The 16739-nt window shown below is 42.5% G+C and carries 15 protein-coding genes; 5 read left to right on the top strand and 10 right to left on the bottom strand.

Features of this window, described 5'->3' with window-relative positions; translation table 11 throughout:
- Positions 1-36 precede the first annotated feature (36 nt).
- From FIB07_06175 to sat, 5 genes are all read right to left on the bottom strand, one after another.
- Positions 37-1134, bottom strand: a complete 1098-nt coding sequence (locus FIB07_06175) for a cell division protein FtsZ (GenBank protein ID NJD52440.1) — start codon at positions 1132-1134, stop codon at positions 37-39.
- 7 nt (positions 1135-1141) lie between these two features.
- Entirely contained in the window at positions 1142-2314 is a 1173-nt protein-coding gene (locus FIB07_06170; GenBank protein ID NJD52439.1) for a DUF11 domain-containing protein, read from the bottom strand.
- Positions 2315-2385: 71 nt separating this feature from the next.
- Positions 2386-4197 (bottom strand): potassium transporter Kup, encoded by a 1812-nt coding sequence (locus tag FIB07_06165; GenBank protein NJD52438.1) that lies wholly within the window; start codon positions 4195-4197, stop codon positions 2386-2388.
- Between the two features lie 89 nt (positions 4198-4286).
- On the bottom strand, positions 4287-6098 hold the full coding sequence (locus FIB07_06160) for a potassium transporter Kup (GenBank protein ID NJD52437.1): 1812 nt from the start codon (positions 6096-6098) through the stop codon (positions 4287-4289).
- Between the two features lie 79 nt (positions 6099-6177).
- On the bottom strand, positions 6178-7314 hold the full coding sequence (sat, locus tag FIB07_06155) for a sulfate adenylyltransferase (protein NJD52436.1): 1137 nt from the start codon (positions 7312-7314) through the stop codon (positions 6178-6180).
- Between the two features lie 320 nt (positions 7315-7634).
- Here sat and FIB07_06150 point away from each other — a divergent pair, with 320 nt between their 5' ends.
- The 3 genes from FIB07_06150 to cfbB all read left to right on the top strand — a co-directional run bounded on the left by FIB07_06150 (position 7635) and on the right by cfbB (position 11240).
- Positions 7635-8756, top strand: coding sequence for a Ni-sirohydrochlorin a,c-diamide reductive cyclase catalytic subunit (locus FIB07_06150; GenBank protein ID NJD52435.1), 1122 nt, complete (start codon positions 7635-7637; stop codon positions 8754-8756).
- Positions 8749-9540, top strand: a complete 792-nt coding sequence (gene cfbC / locus FIB07_06145) for a Ni-sirohydrochlorin a,c-diamide reductive cyclase ATP-dependent reductase subunit (GenBank protein NJD52434.1) — start codon at positions 8749-8751, stop codon at positions 9538-9540. The genes FIB07_06150 and cfbC overlap by 8 nt, the downstream gene beginning before the upstream one ends.
- A 272-nt stretch (positions 9541-9812) precedes the next feature.
- Positions 9813-11240 carry a Ni-sirohydrochlorin a,c-diamide synthase gene (gene cfbB, locus FIB07_06140; protein ID NJD52433.1) on the top strand — a complete coding sequence of 476 codons (1428 nt, stop codon included), beginning with the start codon at positions 9813-9815 and terminating at the stop codon, positions 11238-11240.
- Here cfbB and FIB07_06135 read toward each other — a convergent pair.
- Entirely contained in the window at positions 11195-11479 is a 285-nt protein-coding gene (locus FIB07_06135; GenBank protein NJD52432.1) for a hypothetical protein, read from the bottom strand. The genes cfbB and FIB07_06135 overlap by 46 nt on opposite strands.
- A gap of 75 nt (positions 11480-11554) precedes the next feature.
- Here FIB07_06135 and FIB07_06130 point away from each other — a divergent pair, with 75 nt between their 5' ends.
- Both FIB07_06130 and FIB07_06125 read left to right on the top strand, forming a co-directional pair.
- Complete coding sequence (locus tag FIB07_06130; GenBank protein ID NJD52431.1) at positions 11555-11833, top strand: ACT domain-containing protein; 279 nt, start codon at positions 11555-11557, stop codon at positions 11831-11833.
- Positions 11834-11836: 3 nt separating this feature from the next.
- Positions 11837-13195: a PFL family protein gene (locus FIB07_06125; GenBank protein ID NJD52430.1), complete on the top strand. Its 1359-nt coding sequence runs from the start codon at positions 11837-11839 to the stop codon at positions 13193-13195.
- A gap of 26 nt (positions 13196-13221) precedes the next feature.
- Here the strand turns inward: FIB07_06125 and FIB07_06120 are convergent, their stop codons facing one another.
- Genes FIB07_06120 through FIB07_06105 form a run of 4 tightly spaced genes read right to left on the bottom strand, consistent with a single transcriptional unit; the run spans position 13222 to position 16518 of the window.
- Positions 13222-13506: a chorismate mutase gene (locus tag FIB07_06120; GenBank protein NJD52429.1), complete on the bottom strand. Its 285-nt coding sequence runs from the start codon at positions 13504-13506 to the stop codon at positions 13222-13224.
- The gene (locus FIB07_06115) at positions 13497-14348 is read right to left on the bottom strand and encodes a shikimate kinase (protein NJD52428.1); all 852 of its coding nucleotides are present in this window, start codon (positions 14346-14348) and stop codon (positions 13497-13499) included. The genes FIB07_06120 and FIB07_06115 overlap by 10 nt, the downstream gene beginning before the upstream one ends.
- Positions 14345-14905, bottom strand: a complete 561-nt coding sequence (locus FIB07_06110; GenBank protein NJD52427.1) for a hypothetical protein — start codon at positions 14903-14905, stop codon at positions 14345-14347. The genes FIB07_06115 and FIB07_06110 overlap by 4 nt, the downstream gene beginning before the upstream one ends.
- A complete protein-coding gene (locus tag FIB07_06105) occupies positions 14902-16518 on the bottom strand; it encodes an O-phosphoserine--tRNA ligase (protein NJD52426.1) in 1617 nt (538 codons plus the stop codon). The genes FIB07_06110 and FIB07_06105 overlap by 4 nt, the downstream gene beginning before the upstream one ends.
- Between the last annotated feature and the right edge of the window lie 221 nt (positions 16519-16739).

Below are 16739 nucleotides of genomic sequence, written 5' to 3'. Positions count from 1 at the left end.
CATACGATACCTCGTATAGTGATATGAATATTTCGATTAATACTGGGGCTCCAATCCTTCAAGCCTGCTCTTTATTTCCTGGTTCAATCCTGTTGTCTGCTCCTTTCTCTCCCGTTCCTTATGCACCGCATCAATACCTATTTCAAATAGCCTGTCAAGCTCGGAAGAAGAACTTATCGATAGCAGTGTCAGCACTTTTGGCATGTGCCCATCCCGTAAGAGAATACCTTTGAATATCTGCCCTATTTCGGCAGATAGCTTCTCGACCTCACTTGTGATATCATTGATATTCAGGTATTTCTGATCTCCTTCTATTATTATCATCGCCCGGTTTGATTCCTTATACGGGTCAAGTTTAAAAAGCAGACCGGATTGTGAAATACTATGCTGGATAACACCTTTTACAGGCATATTTTTATCCCCGATACCAAAACCCATCGTTGCAAGCTTTATCCCTCCTGACATAACGGTTTTAAAATCCCCAAGATCGGTCACCATCATCATTTCACTGTCAAGCGCCTTTAACAGGAAGAGAAATCTTTTTGCAACAGTAGAATTTATTTCATCATAAGCGTTTTTTATATCCTTCCCGAGATGTTTCAAATACTGGTTATCCACAATTATTGTGCCATCACAATTTCCATCCATTATCTCTTTTACGCAAAAGATGGAATTTTGCAGATATATAGAGCCTTCTTCCCTGAACGGGAGGACAATTATCCCATACACATTATATTTATATCGTTCTTTCATCGCATTTATCAAAAGGGGCGCAAAAGATGAGCCTGTCCCGCCTGATGACGAGGCTATGACAAATGCAACATCAAAATCGCCGCGCTCCTCGATAATCCGAAGCAGCAGTTCTTTATTTTCCTCAAAAGTCTGTTTCCCGACATTCCTGTTAGCTCCAACCCCATGCAGATGCGGCACCTGGATCCTGTCTTTGGCTTTCGTATGCTTCAATTCTTTCAGGTCATTTATGGCAGTATTAATAGCGATAGTTTCAACGTGGCTTTTGAATTTCTGGGTTCCATAATACTTTGCCAGGGAACTTCCCCCAAATGCTTCCTTGTTAATTGAATCAAGTATCCTGTTGCCACATTGTCCAACTCCGATAATAAGTACATTCAGCATATTTCCTCTAGAACCTGTACTCCCTATGTCTCTTCATAATAAATAACACTATCCCAATTATGATTATCATCACAGGAATAAGGATATACAGATAATTTTTTTCTTTTTCTGTCACAGTAATAGGATCGGAATTAGAAGGGAAACCCGCCATATCATCAGAATAACTGGTTTTTAACTGAATAGAATAATTTCCACTTTCAACTGCTTTCAGGGTAGCTGAATATTCTTCAGATTCATCCGGCCCTATTTTTGTATATGCCTGCCTTAAGTCTCCTTCAATCACTTCCATTCCTTTCGGAACAATTGCTTTTATGAGGATTGATTCAGCAGATACATTACCTTTGTTTGTGATTTTCACAATAGCTTTTACCGGCTCGCCTGCGAATATATTAACTTTATCCAGTGTAATAACCGTAACGAGACTGGATTTTTCTTTTTTATCCTCAAGAACAGTTAAAGAAACAGAATTAGACTGCGCACTTTTTGAACTGTACCTGACAATAGTCGGATCAATATTATAAGACCCGGGTTCTACTGCCTTCAGGGCGAACAAAAGCTCAAGGCTTTCGCCAGCTTTAAGTTCATCCTGTATAGCAGGTGGGAACCTTGAACCCGGCGCGCTTGTAAATCCCGGCGGGAACCTGTCTTCGATAGTCAGGTTATAAGCAGTCCCATTACCGGTGTTTTCCGCTATAATTTTAAATTCAACAACATCACCTTTATTCAGGGTTGTTTTATCGACCGATTTTGTTAACACGATTTCCGGTATTTTCTCGGCAACAACGGGTATTTCAATGTTATATTTGATGGGACTTTCCCAGTTATCAGGGTATTGCACCGAAACCCTTGCAGCTGTCAGGGTTATAAAAGACGAATTAAGACTGATCTTATTAAAGGGCTCAGTATTGATTGAGGGATTTTCATTTTCCCGTAAATAATATAATTTTGTCAATCCCGCTGTAATCAGGTTGACCTTAACGAAGGGCATATCGCCGGGTTTACTGATCTCGATTAACTCTATTTTATAATATCCCTTCATGAAATCTAACCCGGTGTTGTTTTCGAGGAAAAAGGACTCGTTCTTCAAGGCATCAACAGGCATTGAGAGGATTAATAAGGATAATAATAGAAAAGAGAATTTATTCATCAAGTTATAACTTTCCTTCCGTTTCGGGATCATCTGCAAAACAGTATATAATACGATTATATTTAAACCTTATGAGCATCCTTTTTATAATGACTAAATATATTTTACATCTCTATCCTTGAGATAACCCCGTGAAGCTTATGAGGCGGGAGTTTATAAAATTGAACAAACGCCGGAGTAAGCTTTTTAATTGTAGAATAGATTCTCCAGATAACATTATCCGAAACAATATCCTCAAGACCATAGAAGATGGTCTTTTCCTCTATCCCATTCTCTTTTAAAAGTGCCTCAACATCAACAACTTCCATATATCCCATATATATCTCAAATACCCTTAACCCGTCTGAAAGGCTTCCCTTTAACGAACCTGAAACTCCGAATGGATTCTCTGTTTTAATAAGGGAAACAATTATATTGTCCTCATAAATTATATTATTTTTAAACATCGTATTGGCCATATATGGAGGGATCCTGGCGGTCTCCCTGGCAAAGAAAAGGGCGGTGCCTTTAATTTTAGGCATGTTTTTGTAACATTCATCATACTTCTTAAGAAAATCATCAAGCATCACTGGTGAAAGCGCCGCTCCAAGCTTTTTCTGGCCTGACGTGTAGATCATAATTATACTGAACGGAATCAACGCGAGTATTATTGACCAGTACCCTCCCGAAGGTAACTTATGAAGACTCGATAACAGGAACGCCATATCAATAATCGTAATAAAAATTGCGATCGTGAATTTTGACATCTTCTTCCTTAAATAGAATATCCATGACATCATTATTCCGGTAAGTACCATGTCACCTGTGACAGCAAGGCCGTACGCTGCCGCAAGACTCTTGGATTCTTTGAAGATGAACATGACCATGAGTACGGAAAAAAGCAAAAACCAGTTTGCTGAATCAATATATATCTGTGACTGGAGTTTCCTTGATGTATAATCCACTTTGAGCATCGGCAATATACGCGTGGTTATTCCCTGGTATACTATGGAGAACATACCGCTTATCATAGCCTGGGATGCGATAACAGTTGCAATAATACTTAAAACAAGGAAGGGAATATAGAGAATATGTGCCTGCTGGTATATCATCTCAAAAAGTACGCTTTTTGTTTCAGGATGCCTGATCACATAAGCTCCCTGGCCAAGATAATTCAACAAAAGGGCAACAAATACAAATTTCCACGCCCTGACGATTGGAAGTCTTCCCAATTGCCCCATGTCAGCAAACAGGGCCTCTCCGCCTGTGGCGCAAAGTATGACCTGGGATAACACAAAAAATCCGGCAACACCGTTTTCCAGTAAGAAAATGATCGCATAGTATGGATTAATGGCCTTAAGGACTGATGGGACCTGTATTATCGAGACAATACCCGAAACTGCAAGTGACATAAACCACAAAAACATTAAAGGTCCGAACGCCCCGGCGACTTTTTCAGTTCCTTTTTTCTGGACTGCAAAAAGGATTATAGCAATGAGCGCCGCGATAAAGACCAGTACTTGCTGCCCCGTCTCTTCAAGTCCCGGGATCAATTTCATTCCTTCAACAGCGCTGAGTATGCTGATTGCGGGTGTTATCACACCATCACCGAAAAGCAGGGATATACCAATGAATGACAGAAGAGAGACAAATCCGATTTGTCTTCCCGACTTTAACAGGGGAATAAGTATTTCACGAAGAACTATGGTGCCACCTTCGCCTTTCTGGCCAAGGCTCATCGCAAGCCACCCATATTCAATGGACACTATTATAATAAGTGTCCAGATGATGAGTGAAAGGATACCCAGAATATGGTCTTCAGTAAGGCTTGTCATTAATAAAATGACTGTAAGGGTATAGATGGGGCTTGTTCCGATATCGCCAAATACCAGACCCAGCGATTTTATAATTCCTTTAAAGGTTTCCCTGTCAAGCATGTTCTATTTTATCCCTATCTAAATCCTCCTCCCTGATTTATCTCATTCCTTTTAATTGTTTCTAAAAAAAAGTATATATATTTAGATTTTTACATCTCAATCCTGGATATGACACCATGAAGCTTATGGGACGGAAGTTTATAAAATTGGACGAATGCAGGAGTATTTCTTTTTATAGCCGAATATATTCTCCAGATCACATTTTCCGAAACAATGTCCTCAAGCCCGTAGAAAATGGTTTTTTCTTCAATGCCGGATTCTTTTAAAATCTTTTCAACATCAACGACTTCCATGTAACCCAGATATATTTCATAAACTCTCAATCCATCCCCAAGGTGACCTTTGAAAGAACCCGAAACACCGAAGGGATTATCCATTCTTATAATTGAAACGATAATATTCTCTTCGTAAATGATATTATTTTTGAACATGGTGTTTACGATATATGGTGGTATCTTTTTTACATCCCTGGCAAAAAAAAGGGCAGTTCCTTTGATTTTACACATATTATTATATACGTTATTATATTCGTTAAGAAATAGATCAAGCTCCACAGGCGAAAGTGCCCTGTAAAGTCTGGCCTGGCCTGATATGTAAATCATGATTATACTGAAAGGTATTATCGCCAGTATTATTGACCAGTAGCCTCCGAATGGTATCTTATGAAGACTTGACACCAGGAATGCCATATCAACAAAGGTAACAATTATAGATATAACAGTCTTTAATCTATTACCCTTTAAGTAGAATATCCAGGTCATCATCACACCGGTAAGAGTCATAGTTCCGGTAACTGCAAGACCATATGCCTCAGCAAGCAGGTACGATTGTTTGAAAATGAACATAATAGTAAGAACCGAACCCAGCAGGAACCAGTTTGCAGAATCAATGTATATTTGGGACATCATTTCCTTTGACGTATAATCCACTTTTAACATAGGCAGAATGTGCGTTGTAATTCCCTGGTACACTATCGAGAACATACCGCTAATCATCGCCTGGGATGCTATTACCGTGGCAAGGATACTTAAGATAAGAAATGGGATATAAAATATCGGAGCCTGGTAGAATATCATTTCAAAAAGCACATTACGCGCATCAGGATGCTGGATGATATACGATCCCTGCCCCAGGTAATTTAATAAAAGGGCGAATAATACAAAATACCATGCTCTTATTATTGGAAGTTTCCCCAGATGCCCCATATCTGCATATAATGCTTCTCCTCCTGTAGCGCAAAGGATAACCTGGGAAAGTAAGAAAAATCCTGTGATACCGTTCTCTGAAAGGTAGGTTATTGCAAAGTACGGGCTAAAAGACTGCAAAATGGCCGGAAAACTGATAATGTTGATAAAACCGGAAAAAGTTAACGATATGAACCATAAAACCATAACTGGTCCGAATAACCACGCAACCTTTTCTGTTCCTTTTTTCTGAACTGCAAATAATATAATCGCGATAATGGCCGCTATGATAACGAGTGTATCTATACTTGTTCCTTCAAGTCCCGGGATCAATTTCATTCCTTCAACAGCGCTGAGTATGCTGATGGCAGGAGTAATCACCCCATCTCCGAAAAGGAGCGATATGCCAATAAAAGTGAGCAAAGTGACAAACGATATCTGCCTGCCTGATTTCAGCATGGGGATTAGCAACTGCTGAAGAACAATGGTGCCTCCTTCACCTTTCTGGCCAAGGCTCATGGCGAGCCACGCATATTCTACCGTAACTACGATAATAAGTGTCCAGATAATAAGGGAAAGAATACCTAAAACATGAGACAACGTAGGTGGGGTCAATAGAAAAATAACTGTGAGAGTGTATATCGGACTTGTACCTATATCCCCGAAAACAAGACCCAGTGATTTTATAATACCTTTTAAGGCATCTTTATCGAGCATGATTCACTCTCCTTCTCATTATTTGATCTTCCTAAAGAGAGATTAAAAGGTCTTAATGATTTCCAATCAAAAAGAAGGGTCATTCCACAAATGGATGACCTGACTTCAATATCACATCAGCAACTTCCGGCCTCATGGAATCCGCCGGCGGTCTTTTTCCCGCTTCGATCATCTGACGCATTTTCGTACCGCTGAAATCCACCCTGTCAGTATGCGGACAGACCTTGTCGTTGGATATGCCGCCGCACTTGTTGCAATAGAAGAACGACATGAAGAACATCGGCTCAATACCGATATCGGGGAACTCCTTGAATATCTCCTGAGCAGCAAAAGGATGATAGTAGCTCCCCACACCTGCATGATCCCTGCCGATGATGAAATGGGTGCAGCCGTAATTCTTTCTCACGATGGCATGGAATATGGCTTCGCGGGGGCCCGCATAGCGCATTTCTGTCTGGAAAATACCAAGGACGACCCTGTCCTTTGGATAATAATTGTCGATCAGGACTTCATAGCTTTCGAGGATAACCTCGTCCCTGAAGTCCCCTTTCTTCTTCTTGCCGATAACAGGATTTATGAAAAGCCCATCGACCATTGTAAGCGCTGATTTTTGCAGGTATTCATGACCCAGGTGCGCGACGTTCCTTGTCTGGAAACCGACTACTTTTTCCCAGCCTTTTTCCTTGAAGAGATTCCTTGTCTCGGCGGGTTTCATCGCATATTTGAAATAAGGGGTTTCCGATTCGTTTATAAGGCTTATCTTTCCGCCAAGCAGTGTGTCCTTCATGGAATACGTCTTTGCCACGCCCGGATGTGCTGCATCGTTTGTTCCGTAAACCTGCTCTGCGAATGCTCTTTTATCATAGCTGTAGATTTCTTCAACCTGCATCACTGCAACGAGATTTGCATCATTTTTGAGGAGAATTTCATCTCCTTCTTTTATATCTTTGTTATCTGTGTCAAGAACAATAGGAAGCGTCCAGGGGAGGCCGTTGGAGAGGCGCTTGTTGTAGAGTATGCTTTCGTAATCTTCCCGGCCATTGAAGCCTTCAAGAGGGCTGAAAAGCCCGGAAGCGATATTTTCAATATCCTTCATCAGGTCAACGGTGACAGGAACGCTCTGGTATTGCGAAGCCTGGTCTATGATCTTGTTTCGTTTTTGTTCGGTTAAGGTTCGGTTGATTAATTTTCCGCCGTGAGGTTTGATTTGTGTCATTGTAATCCCAGATTTTGGGCTTTAATGGGTTGCTGTGTAATAATTGTTTGTGAAAGGGCAAGAAGAAAAACAAGACTGTTATCAAAGCGTAAGTTTAAAATATTGTTGCCATCAAATATATGCCTGGCGCAGGTGACTTCGCAGGAAATGGCAAGCCATCCGGTCCAGGGCTTGCAGCGCACCTTCCTTAAATGGATATAGTCGCACCGAATTGAAGCCCTGCACCAAATTCTTATCCGAAAGTATTATCCAATAAAGTGCCCTATAAAAACCACCGTTTTCATAATAATTAATAATTCTATTAAATTCGGAGAAAAAGGATGCCTGTTAAAAAAGAAAAAGAACCACTTATAATGCACCCGCGGCCCAGTTCGATCGTAGCCGCATTGTACACGTTAAGAGACCTTGATACCGATGTTGTCATACTGCACGGCCCCCCTGGATGCAGTTTCAAGCATGCCCGGCTTCTTGAAGAGGACGGAATGAGAGTCGTAACAACATCGCTTGATGAGACCGGATTTGTTTTCGGGGGGCATGATGCCCTTGTCGAGGTGCTTGAAAAAGTAATTGAGCGCTTTAATCCCGGACGCATAGGTATTGTTGGCACATGTGCAAGCATGATAATCGGAGAGGAACTGCACGAGGCGGTGACCCAGGTCCAGCCTGATGTTCCTGTAATTGAAGTTGATGTGCACGCTGGCTACAGGGATAACACAAAAGGAGTTGTTATGGCTCTTGAATCCGCGCTTGCCAGTGGAATTATCAGTGAAGCTGAATTTGAGAGGCAAAAAGCGCTTCTTAAGGAAGCCACAATGGTCGAGAAACGACATGGCGCTGCCAGCAAGGAATATCTTGAACCTAACCGCGGCGATCTTAAATACAAAGTTGCAGGAAGATTGCTTGAATTATTAAAGCAGGGTAAAAAAGGACTGAATATCCTCAACGCCAAGAAAGAAACCGCTTTCATGTTCGCGGATGTTAACCTTGCAGTCGCGCAGGTTGCTGAAAAACTGGGATCTGGCTCAAATATCGTGAACATGGCGAACCTTGATGATAATGTGGGACTTCCCAAGAACAGGAGAAATGCCCGTGAAATTAAGGAGGATCTTAAAGAAAAAGGATTTGAAATACACCATATTATCGGAGGACTGGATGAGTATCCTGTGGCAGGAAATACCGCAGACCGGATAATCGGTGAGAAATATAGTGATTATGATTTTGCAGTCATATCCGGTGTTCCTCATGCGCTTCCCATGGATAATATAAAGAATATGGAATTATTCTCTGTAACAAACGGGCCGCGCCAGGTCGTTCCCCTGAAAGATATGGGACATACTCATGTTGTGGTAGAAATTGATCTTCATCCCAAGACGCTGGGAGTATCCCATATCGTGGAATCTGAATTCGGGGCAACGCTCAGGGAGATGGTCAAAGATGCCTAAACAAATAGCTATTTACGGAAAAGGCGGGATCGGCAAATCAAGCACTGCTTCAAATGTTGCCGCCGCATGCGCCGATGAGGGCTATCGCGTTACTATAATCGGATGCGACCCGAAGAGCGATTCCTCCATTACATTATTGCAGGGAAGGCGCATTCCTACCATAATGGACCTTATGAGGGAAGGAATAGATATAAAGGAAGCAGATATCGTTTTCAATGGGTATAAAGGAGTAAAATGTATTGAGATCGGAGGCCCCGAACCTGGCATCGGATGCGCTGGAAGGGGAATTATCGTTGCTATCAGTCTTCTTAAGAAAATTTCACGCGCCATCGAGGATACGGATCTTGTTATTTATGACGTGCCCGGGGATATCGTATGCGGAGGATTTGTTGCTCCAGTCAAGAAAGGGCTTGTGAATGAGGCGTATGTGCTTACTTCCGGGGAATACATGCCCCTGTATGCTGCTAACAACATCTGCAAAGGACTTTCACGCCTTGAGATGACGCTAAATGGTGTAATATGCAATTCGCGCGGCGCTTTGAATGAGGAAAAGATCGTCAGCGAGTTTGCAAAAGAGGTCGGGAGCCAGCTTCTTGCTTTTATTCCAAAAGATGTATTGGTGCAGACCTGCGAAAGAGACGGTTATTCTGTAATTGAGAAAGCTCCCGATTCACAGATCGCGGCGGTGTACCGTAAGCTTGCAAAAAGTATTATGGGAAAAAGGGATGGAAAAATCCCTGTGCCGCTTGATGATAGCAGGTTGCGGGAATTGACAAGGATTTGATTGTTGGAGTTAGTAATGGAACCGCAAAGTTCGAAAATTTCACAAAGATCAGTAATCATGGCAACTTTGTATGTAGATGTCCAGCTACAGCGACTTAGAACACGGATGATACGGATTGGACGGATTTTCACGGATCCGTGCGCATCCGTGTCATCCGTGTTCTATTTTAAATCTGCGTTTATCTGCGTTCATCTGCGGTTTAATTTTCATCTTATAGTTAAGTATTTGATAATTGATTTTTTGCATTACAATGATATAAATAGTGGAAAAATATGACCGAAAATCTTGATATTCCCAGAATTCTTATCGCAGGTGATCGCTCATCAGCAGGAAAAACAACAATATCGATCGGCATAATGTCGGTTCTTAAGGATATGGGCTATAATGTCCAGCCATATAAGGTTGGTCTTGATTTCATTGACCCCAGCTATCATACGGAAGTGACGGGCAGGTATTCAAGGAACCTTGATGGTTATTTAATGTCAGAAGAAGCCGTTTGTGAGGTTTTTTCCCATGCAACAAAGGGGGCTGATATTGCTGTTATTGAAGGAGTACGTGGTCTTTTCGAGGGACTTGAGGCAACAAGCGACATCGGAAGCACAGCCCAGATCGCCAAAATATTAAAATGTCCCGTAATTCTTACGATAAATGCAAGAAGCATTACCAGAAGTACCGCAGCGCTTGTGTCGGGTTATAAGTCATTTGACCCTGAAGTGAACATAGTCGGGGTGATCCTGAATAATATCGGAAGCCAGCGGCATGCCGAGAAAGCAAAGGTTGCAATTGAAACTTATACGGATACCCCGGTCATCGGAATAATACCCCGCAATGACTCGATGAAGATCTCTATGAGGCACCTGGGGCTTATCCCTGCCATGGAAGGACGGCGAAGAGTGGCGGATTTTGATGCAAATCTTGGAAGGATAAAAGAGATCATAAAAGAAGGAATCGATATAGACAGGTTTATTTCGATTGCCCGTTCCGCCCGGGCGCTTGAAAAACCAGCAGAGAAAATATTCAGGGCGCAATATCAAAAAAACAAGATAAAGATCGGCGTGGCGCTTGATGAAGCATTTAATTTTTATTACCGTGATAACCTTGAATTGCTTGAACTTGCAGGAGCGCAGCTTGTATATTTCAGCCCTGTGAACGACAGGACGCTGCCTGACGTGGATGGATTGTATATCGGGGGCGGTTATCCTGAATTATTCACAAATGAACTCGAAAATAATATTTCCATGCGTGAGGCCATAAAACAGGTTTCCAATGAAGGTCTTCCGATTTATGCAGAATGCGGCGGACTGATGTACCTGACCCGGGAGATCACAACAAATGTTACCGGAAGCGGGAATTACAATATGGCAGAAATGAAAGGCGGGACTTTCAAAATGGTAGGCGCGCTTCCCGGAAAGACATTGATGGGACATAAAAGGGTCGTAAGTTATAATATCGGCAGTTTCATTAAAGATAATGTGATCGGAAAAGCCAGAGCTTCTTTTATCGGTCATGAATTCCATCATTCTGAGATAATTGACCTGCCGGATAATACTGAATTTGCAATTAAGCTTGACCGCGGGGTTGGGATAAAAGGTGATTATGATGGGATACTTGTAAACAATACAATGGCAGCCTATGCGCACCTGCATGCAGCTTCTTATACGGATTTTGCAGGGGCTTTCGTGGAGTTTTGCAGATCCTGATCATACCTTGAATTACCATATTCTTCTACAACCTTTATAGATGTTTGATATGATATTTCAGATGATAAACGTGAAACAAGGAATGTGAGAAAGGCCATTACAATACCCAGTGTAGTATCATCTTTTCCGAAATACACACCGACTAGCACCAGTAAAATATTGTGAGTTCCACCCACAAGATGTTGTATATTCTGGAGTTCTCTTGAATTATCAGGTAGTTTTACGTTCTTTGTATTCATTCCAGTCAAATAATAAGGATTCACATTAATATAAACAGAAGTGTGAAGAGGATAACAATCCCGAACGAGGCTCCAATGACAAAAGAACAGGTATTCATAACAGTGATCGGAAAAGACCAGAAAGGAATAATCGCAAGGATCTCAAATGCTGTCTTTGCTCATAATATCAATATTGAAGATTTAAACCAGAAAATAATGGGCGGCTATTTTGTGATGACGCTGCTTGCCGATATCACTGATTCTTCTATAACCATAACCCGGTTGAAAAAAGAGCTATCATTAATAGAAGGTGAGATGGATTTAAAGATACAGGTACAGCATGAAAATATCTTCAAGACCATGCACAGGGTGTAGCACATGGAATATTCACTTGAAGAGGTCATGGAAACTGTCCAGATGACTCTTTATCATAATTTTGATATAAGGACTGTGACCCTGGGGATAAACCTTAAGGATTGCATCAATTCAGACCTTGATATTTTCAAGGAAAACGTATATGGCAGGGTATCTGATTATGGAAGAAGACTTATCCTTGAAGCACAAAAACTTGAAGATAAATACGGCATTCCCATCATCAATAAAAGGATATCTGTAACTCCGGTCTCACTTATCATCGAAGCATGCGCCGAGCCTGATGCTCCTTACCAGATCGCAAAGGCCCTTGATAAGGCATCAAAGGATGTTGGTATTGATTTCATCGGTGGCTTCGGCGCGCTTGTCCAGAAAGGTATGACACGGGCAGATGAAAGGCTCATAAATTCACTTCCTGAAGTCCTCTCAAGTACGGAAAGGGTATGTGCTTTCCTGAACGTGGCTTCAACTGTTTCAGGTATGAATATGGATGCTGTGATAAGGCTCGGAAAAACCTTGAAAGAGATAGCAGACAGGACAGAAAACGGCATCGGATGCGCCAAATTCGTGGTTTTTGCGAACGCGCCTGAGGATAATCCTTTCATGGCAGGGGCTTTCCATGGAGTGGGAGAGCCTGATTTTTCGCTAAACATCGGGATAAGCGGCCCCGGGGTTGTCCGAAGTGTTGTTGAAAAGAACAGGGACTGCGGCCTTACCGAGCTTTCTGAGGTTATAAAGCGCACAACATTTAAGATAACAAGAGCCGGGGAGCTAATCGGGAGAGAGCTTGCACATAATCTATCGGTGCCTTTCGGGATCGTGGATATATCACTTGCCTCAACCACAAAGGTAGGCGATTCTGTCGCCGGGATCGTTGAGATGATGGGCATTGAGAAAATGGGAGCGCCAGGAAGCACTGCTGCACTTGCCCTTCTTATCGATGCAGTGAAAAAAGGCGGGGCTATGGCATCAGGGAATGTTGGCGGTTTAAGCGGCACGTTCATCCCGGTCAGCGAGGATTCCTGCATGAACGAGGCAGTAAGGGTTGGCGCGCTTTCAATCGAAAAGCTTGAAGCGCTGACAGCAGTATGCTCGGTCGGGCTTGATATGATTGCAATTCCGGGGGACACGAAGGCAGAGACAATATCAGCAATCATTGCAGATGAACTTGCCATAGGAGTTGTCAACAACAAGACCACAGGAGTAAGGTTAATTCCGGTTCCGGGAAAGAGAGCAGGAGATTATGTTAATTTTGGCGGTCTTCTGGGTGAGACCTATGTGATGAACATGAGCGCTTTCAGTTCGCATGATTTTATTTTAAGGGGCGGAAGGATGCCATGCCCTGTTACGAGCATGAGGAATTAAGGGAAATTCAGTGCCGCAAACAACCCTCACGGCAGATTCCCTTCCCCGCTCATCCCATGCTGGCGCTCGATATTCATACGGATCAATATCTCAAATATCTTCTTTACTTCTTCCCCATCCAATCCCCTCTCAATCGCCAGGTTCACAACTCTTTCCAGCACCACTTTGTTTTGATCAACATCATTGATCGGCTTACACTCTGCTTTTTTTGCATCAAGCACATCCTTTGCAAGGGCAGTTCGCTGGTCGATAAGATTCAGTATCTGTATGTCGATTCTTTCTATCTTTGCCCTTATTTCTTTCAGAGGCATGCTTTCCCACCGCTATTATTGACTTTTGTCCTTATCACTTTTCCGCCGGATCGCTCCCATACGGGTTCAAGCTTATCGAGCAACTCAGGACTTCCAAGCGCGGTATAGGCAGGCCCTGTCCCTGATAAACTTACCCCATCGATACCCAGTTCAAGTGCCATCATCATGGGATCTGTGCTAAAGCCCAGGGCTGCGCAGTACAGGAAACCGTTCAGGGTCATGGCCTTCTCATAATTTCCCGCAACTGCTTCCTTATATGCCATTTCCACCCACTTGCCAATAAGCCGTGAACGCAGTACATTTGTCCCGGAGCTTAATACCTTTTTTTCAGGAGCTAATATCAGCACCTGTGAATCCCGCTCCTCCCTTTTGATGAGTTCTTTCTTCTTATTATCGGTTATCACGAATCCTCCGAGCATAGAGGCGCAGGCATCGTCAAAAGCCCCTGTTATCGTGACTTTAGCATCAAGCGCGGCCTGGACACCAATCTTGATTACTTCGAGAGGTTCCAGTTTTTCGCCAAGCGCATCAAGGGTGGCAAGAACAGTTGCATTTGCGGCCGCACTTGAGCTCTTAAGCCCGCTTGCTATTGGTATCTGGGATTTTGTTGCCACTTTGGCACCGATTTTTGAATCAAAGCGTAAAAGTGTGAGTTCAACACTGCGTTCGATAAGAGTTGTGTCACCGCCTTCTTCCATGTAGCCGATTATTTTTTTATCATCTGTAAGTATGACCTCAGCCTGTGTTTTTAAGTCAATACCAAATGCAGCGCCTTTCCATGTGGAAATCGCGTTGATTATTGTTCCTGCACCGTATGCATAGGCGTATCCAGCTTGCTTCATTTATTCACCTGCTCAATCATGCTACGTAAATCTTTTAATTCATTTAATACTTGTTCTTTCTTTAAATCAACAATATTTTCTTCGCGATCATATTTATTTAATAGCCTATTTACATAATCAAGTTCGATTAGAGTGGATTCGAATGATTCCGGGTCAATCATATATTCTTTTAGTTTTTTAATCGAAATAACATCAGCCCCTCCCTTTTCTTTTTCTATGTTCGGTTCGATACCATTGACTGTAATGACAAAATTATATTTTGAAAAACCGAATGCTCTTGCTATGTTGCGAGCATAAGCTTTTTTCTGCTGTGCATCCCGTTTTCTTAAATCTTTGTAACTTGAAATCGTGTTTTTATATTCTATGAATAAAATAGCTTTTTCGTTCTCGTTCCATAGAATGGCATCATATTCTTTTAGTTGTTTATTCTCCATCGCAACAACATTAAATAATACTGCATCGCACCAATCAAGATTTAAATTGTGCCGCAAATCCTGTTCTGAGACTTTAATATCATGACGCAACTCAAGCGTATAAGGTTCAGCTCTTAATTTCAAGATACGATCTCCATCCTGACAGTTGTAAATACAGGTCCTCTCGTATCTATTTTTTTCTGTAATCCCGTGATATACCGCTGTACAATGGGGTCTATCGTGATATTTATCTCAGATGGCACCTTGATGATCCTGGCCCTGATTTCGCAGCCATTTCCATTCTTTGCAGCTTCCTCTATCTCTTTTGCGCAGCGCGCCGCGAATGCATCAATATATCTTATGCCGGAACTGACACCGTTCTTGAATGCCTCATTCCACCTCGAAGTCCTGGGCAGGCCAAGGATGTCGTTCTTGTAAGAAATGACCTCGTTCATCGCAGCAGGTCCGCAAAGCTTTGTATTTTCCTCGGGCTCAATGACCCTGACACGAATATTCTTTCCTGATAATTCCCCTTCCCATGCTGTAAATTCACATGGGCTTACTGTATTCCCATACTGCTCACAGGTCCTGACGATCGCAGCCTGTATCTCTTTTCCTGTTTCAGTAACAGGCACATCCTCGACAAATATCATTGATGCTATTTCGCTATCTGACATGACCCAGTTGGTCCTGTACTGGAACTGCGGATATGTCAGAGCGCGGACATCCGTTGAATCGTGCAGTATCATTGCGAGGCGCTCAACACCCATCCCCAGGTTCATCACAGGATATGGTATATTGTACTGTGAGAGGGCAGATGGCGAATAAATCCCGAATGTTGCAACTTCGACCCAGCCGTCCTTGTATTTTGTCTTTGAACCCACAAGCTTCGGATGATATGCAAAAACTTCGGTCTGGGTATCAGGCACATAATATTTACTCCGCTTTTCATCGGGCCTGAAAGTGAAATTAGAAAAACCGAATTGAGAGAGAAGCCCCGCAGCCACAGCCTTCCCATCCTCTACGCTTACGTTCTCATCCATTATAACGCATGATGCTGAATAATACGCCATAAGCCGTGTGGCATCTTCGGCCTGCTCGCGCCGGAATACCCTGTCCACGGAAAAAAGGCGAAGCGGCACTTTCCGGTATTCACACATTTCGCCAAGACTTATGAACCAGCCTGATGTCATGTGGCTTCGAAGTGTATTCTGCGAGGATACGGGAACAAGTGACTTGAATTCAGGGAATACATGGTCTATCATTACTGCCACTCTGGAATCTGCGACTTTTAATCCTGCGGCCATTTCAGGGACAAGATCATCTCCCTCTATCTCACCTTTCTTATAGGAATGAAGGATCTGCCTTATTTTTTCAACGCCCTCATCACCAATGTCTCCCAGGATATTTTTTATCTGGATTATTCTATCATCGGATATTCCCACGTTTGGTCTTGGCAAGCCGCCTATGTAGAAGCAGCGGTCAAGAACTGCAAGAGCTTCGTATCCGAACTGTTTATGGATATCCCTGTCTTCAACTATGATGGGGTTCATGAATTCTTCAAAACCCATCCTCATATATGCATCGCGAAGGCGCTGGATTGTGTCAAAAACAGGATGCGGTTTACCATATTTCAAGGATACGCGCGGGTATTTTTCATTGATGCCGGGGTTTGTAACATATTTTTTGCCTTCATTCCAGGCTTTGTCAAAATCTTTCTTTGTTGCTTCTTTTATCTCATCGGGATTGAATTTCATGAATAGATATCTCCTGAACGTTTTTTAACAATATTAAATACGAATATATGACTAACGCGCAAGTACAATGAAACGAATATTAGCCGCAGATGAACGCAGATAAAAGCAGATTTAAAATAGAACACGGATTGCACGGATGACACGGATGCACACGGATCCGTGAAAATCCGTCCAATCCGTGTTATCCGTGTTCTAAGTCGCTGCTGCTCTCTTTCATACAA

The organism is Candidatus Methanoperedens sp. (genome assembly GCA_012026795.1).
In the GTDB taxonomy this organism is placed as follows: domain Archaea; phylum Halobacteriota; class Methanosarcinia; order Methanosarcinales; family Methanoperedenaceae; genus Methanoperedens.
Note: the sequence above shows the minus strand (reverse complement) of the source record. Positions and strands in the feature narration are given on the sequence as shown.

Coding starts and splice junctions, on each gene's coding strand:
- FIB07_06175 (NJD52440.1), bottom strand. CDS start 1,134: ATGCTGAATGTACTTATTATCGGAGTTGGACAATGTGGCAACAGGATA.
- FIB07_06170 (NJD52439.1), bottom strand. CDS start 2,314: ATGATCCCGAAACGGAAGGAAAGTTATAACTTGATGAATAAATTCTCT.
- FIB07_06165 (NJD52438.1), bottom strand. CDS start 4,197: ATGCTTGACAGGGAAACCTTTAAAGGAATTATAAAATCGCTGGGTCTG.
- FIB07_06160 (NJD52437.1), bottom strand. CDS start 6,098: ATGCTCGATAAAGATGCCTTAAAAGGTATTATAAAATCACTGGGTCTT.
- sat (NJD52436.1), bottom strand. CDS start 7,314: ATGACACAAATCAAACCTCACGGCGGAAAATTAATCAACCGAACCTTA.
- FIB07_06150 (NJD52435.1), top strand. CDS start 7,635: ATGCCTGTTAAAAAAGAAAAAGAACCACTTATAATGCACCCGCGGCCC.
- cfbC (NJD52434.1), top strand. CDS start 8,749: ATGCCTAAACAAATAGCTATTTACGGAAAAGGCGGGATCGGCAAATCA.
- cfbB (NJD52433.1), top strand. CDS start 9,813: ATGACCGAAAATCTTGATATTCCCAGAATTCTTATCGCAGGTGATCGC.
- FIB07_06135 (NJD52432.1), bottom strand. CDS start 11,479: ATGAATACAAAGAACGTAAAACTACCTGATAATTCAAGAGAACTCCAG.
- FIB07_06130 (NJD52431.1), top strand. CDS start 11,555: ATGACAAAAGAACAGGTATTCATAACAGTGATCGGAAAAGACCAGAAA.
- FIB07_06125 (NJD52430.1), top strand. CDS start 11,837: ATGGAATATTCACTTGAAGAGGTCATGGAAACTGTCCAGATGACTCTT.
- FIB07_06120 (NJD52429.1), bottom strand. CDS start 13,506: ATGCCTCTGAAAGAAATAAGGGCAAAGATAGAAAGAATCGACATACAG.
- FIB07_06115 (NJD52428.1), bottom strand. CDS start 14,348: ATGAAGCAAGCTGGATACGCCTATGCATACGGTGCAGGAACAATAATC.
- FIB07_06105 (NJD52426.1), bottom strand. CDS start 16,518: ATGAAATTCAATCCCGATGAGATAAAAGAAGCAACAAAGAAAGATTTT.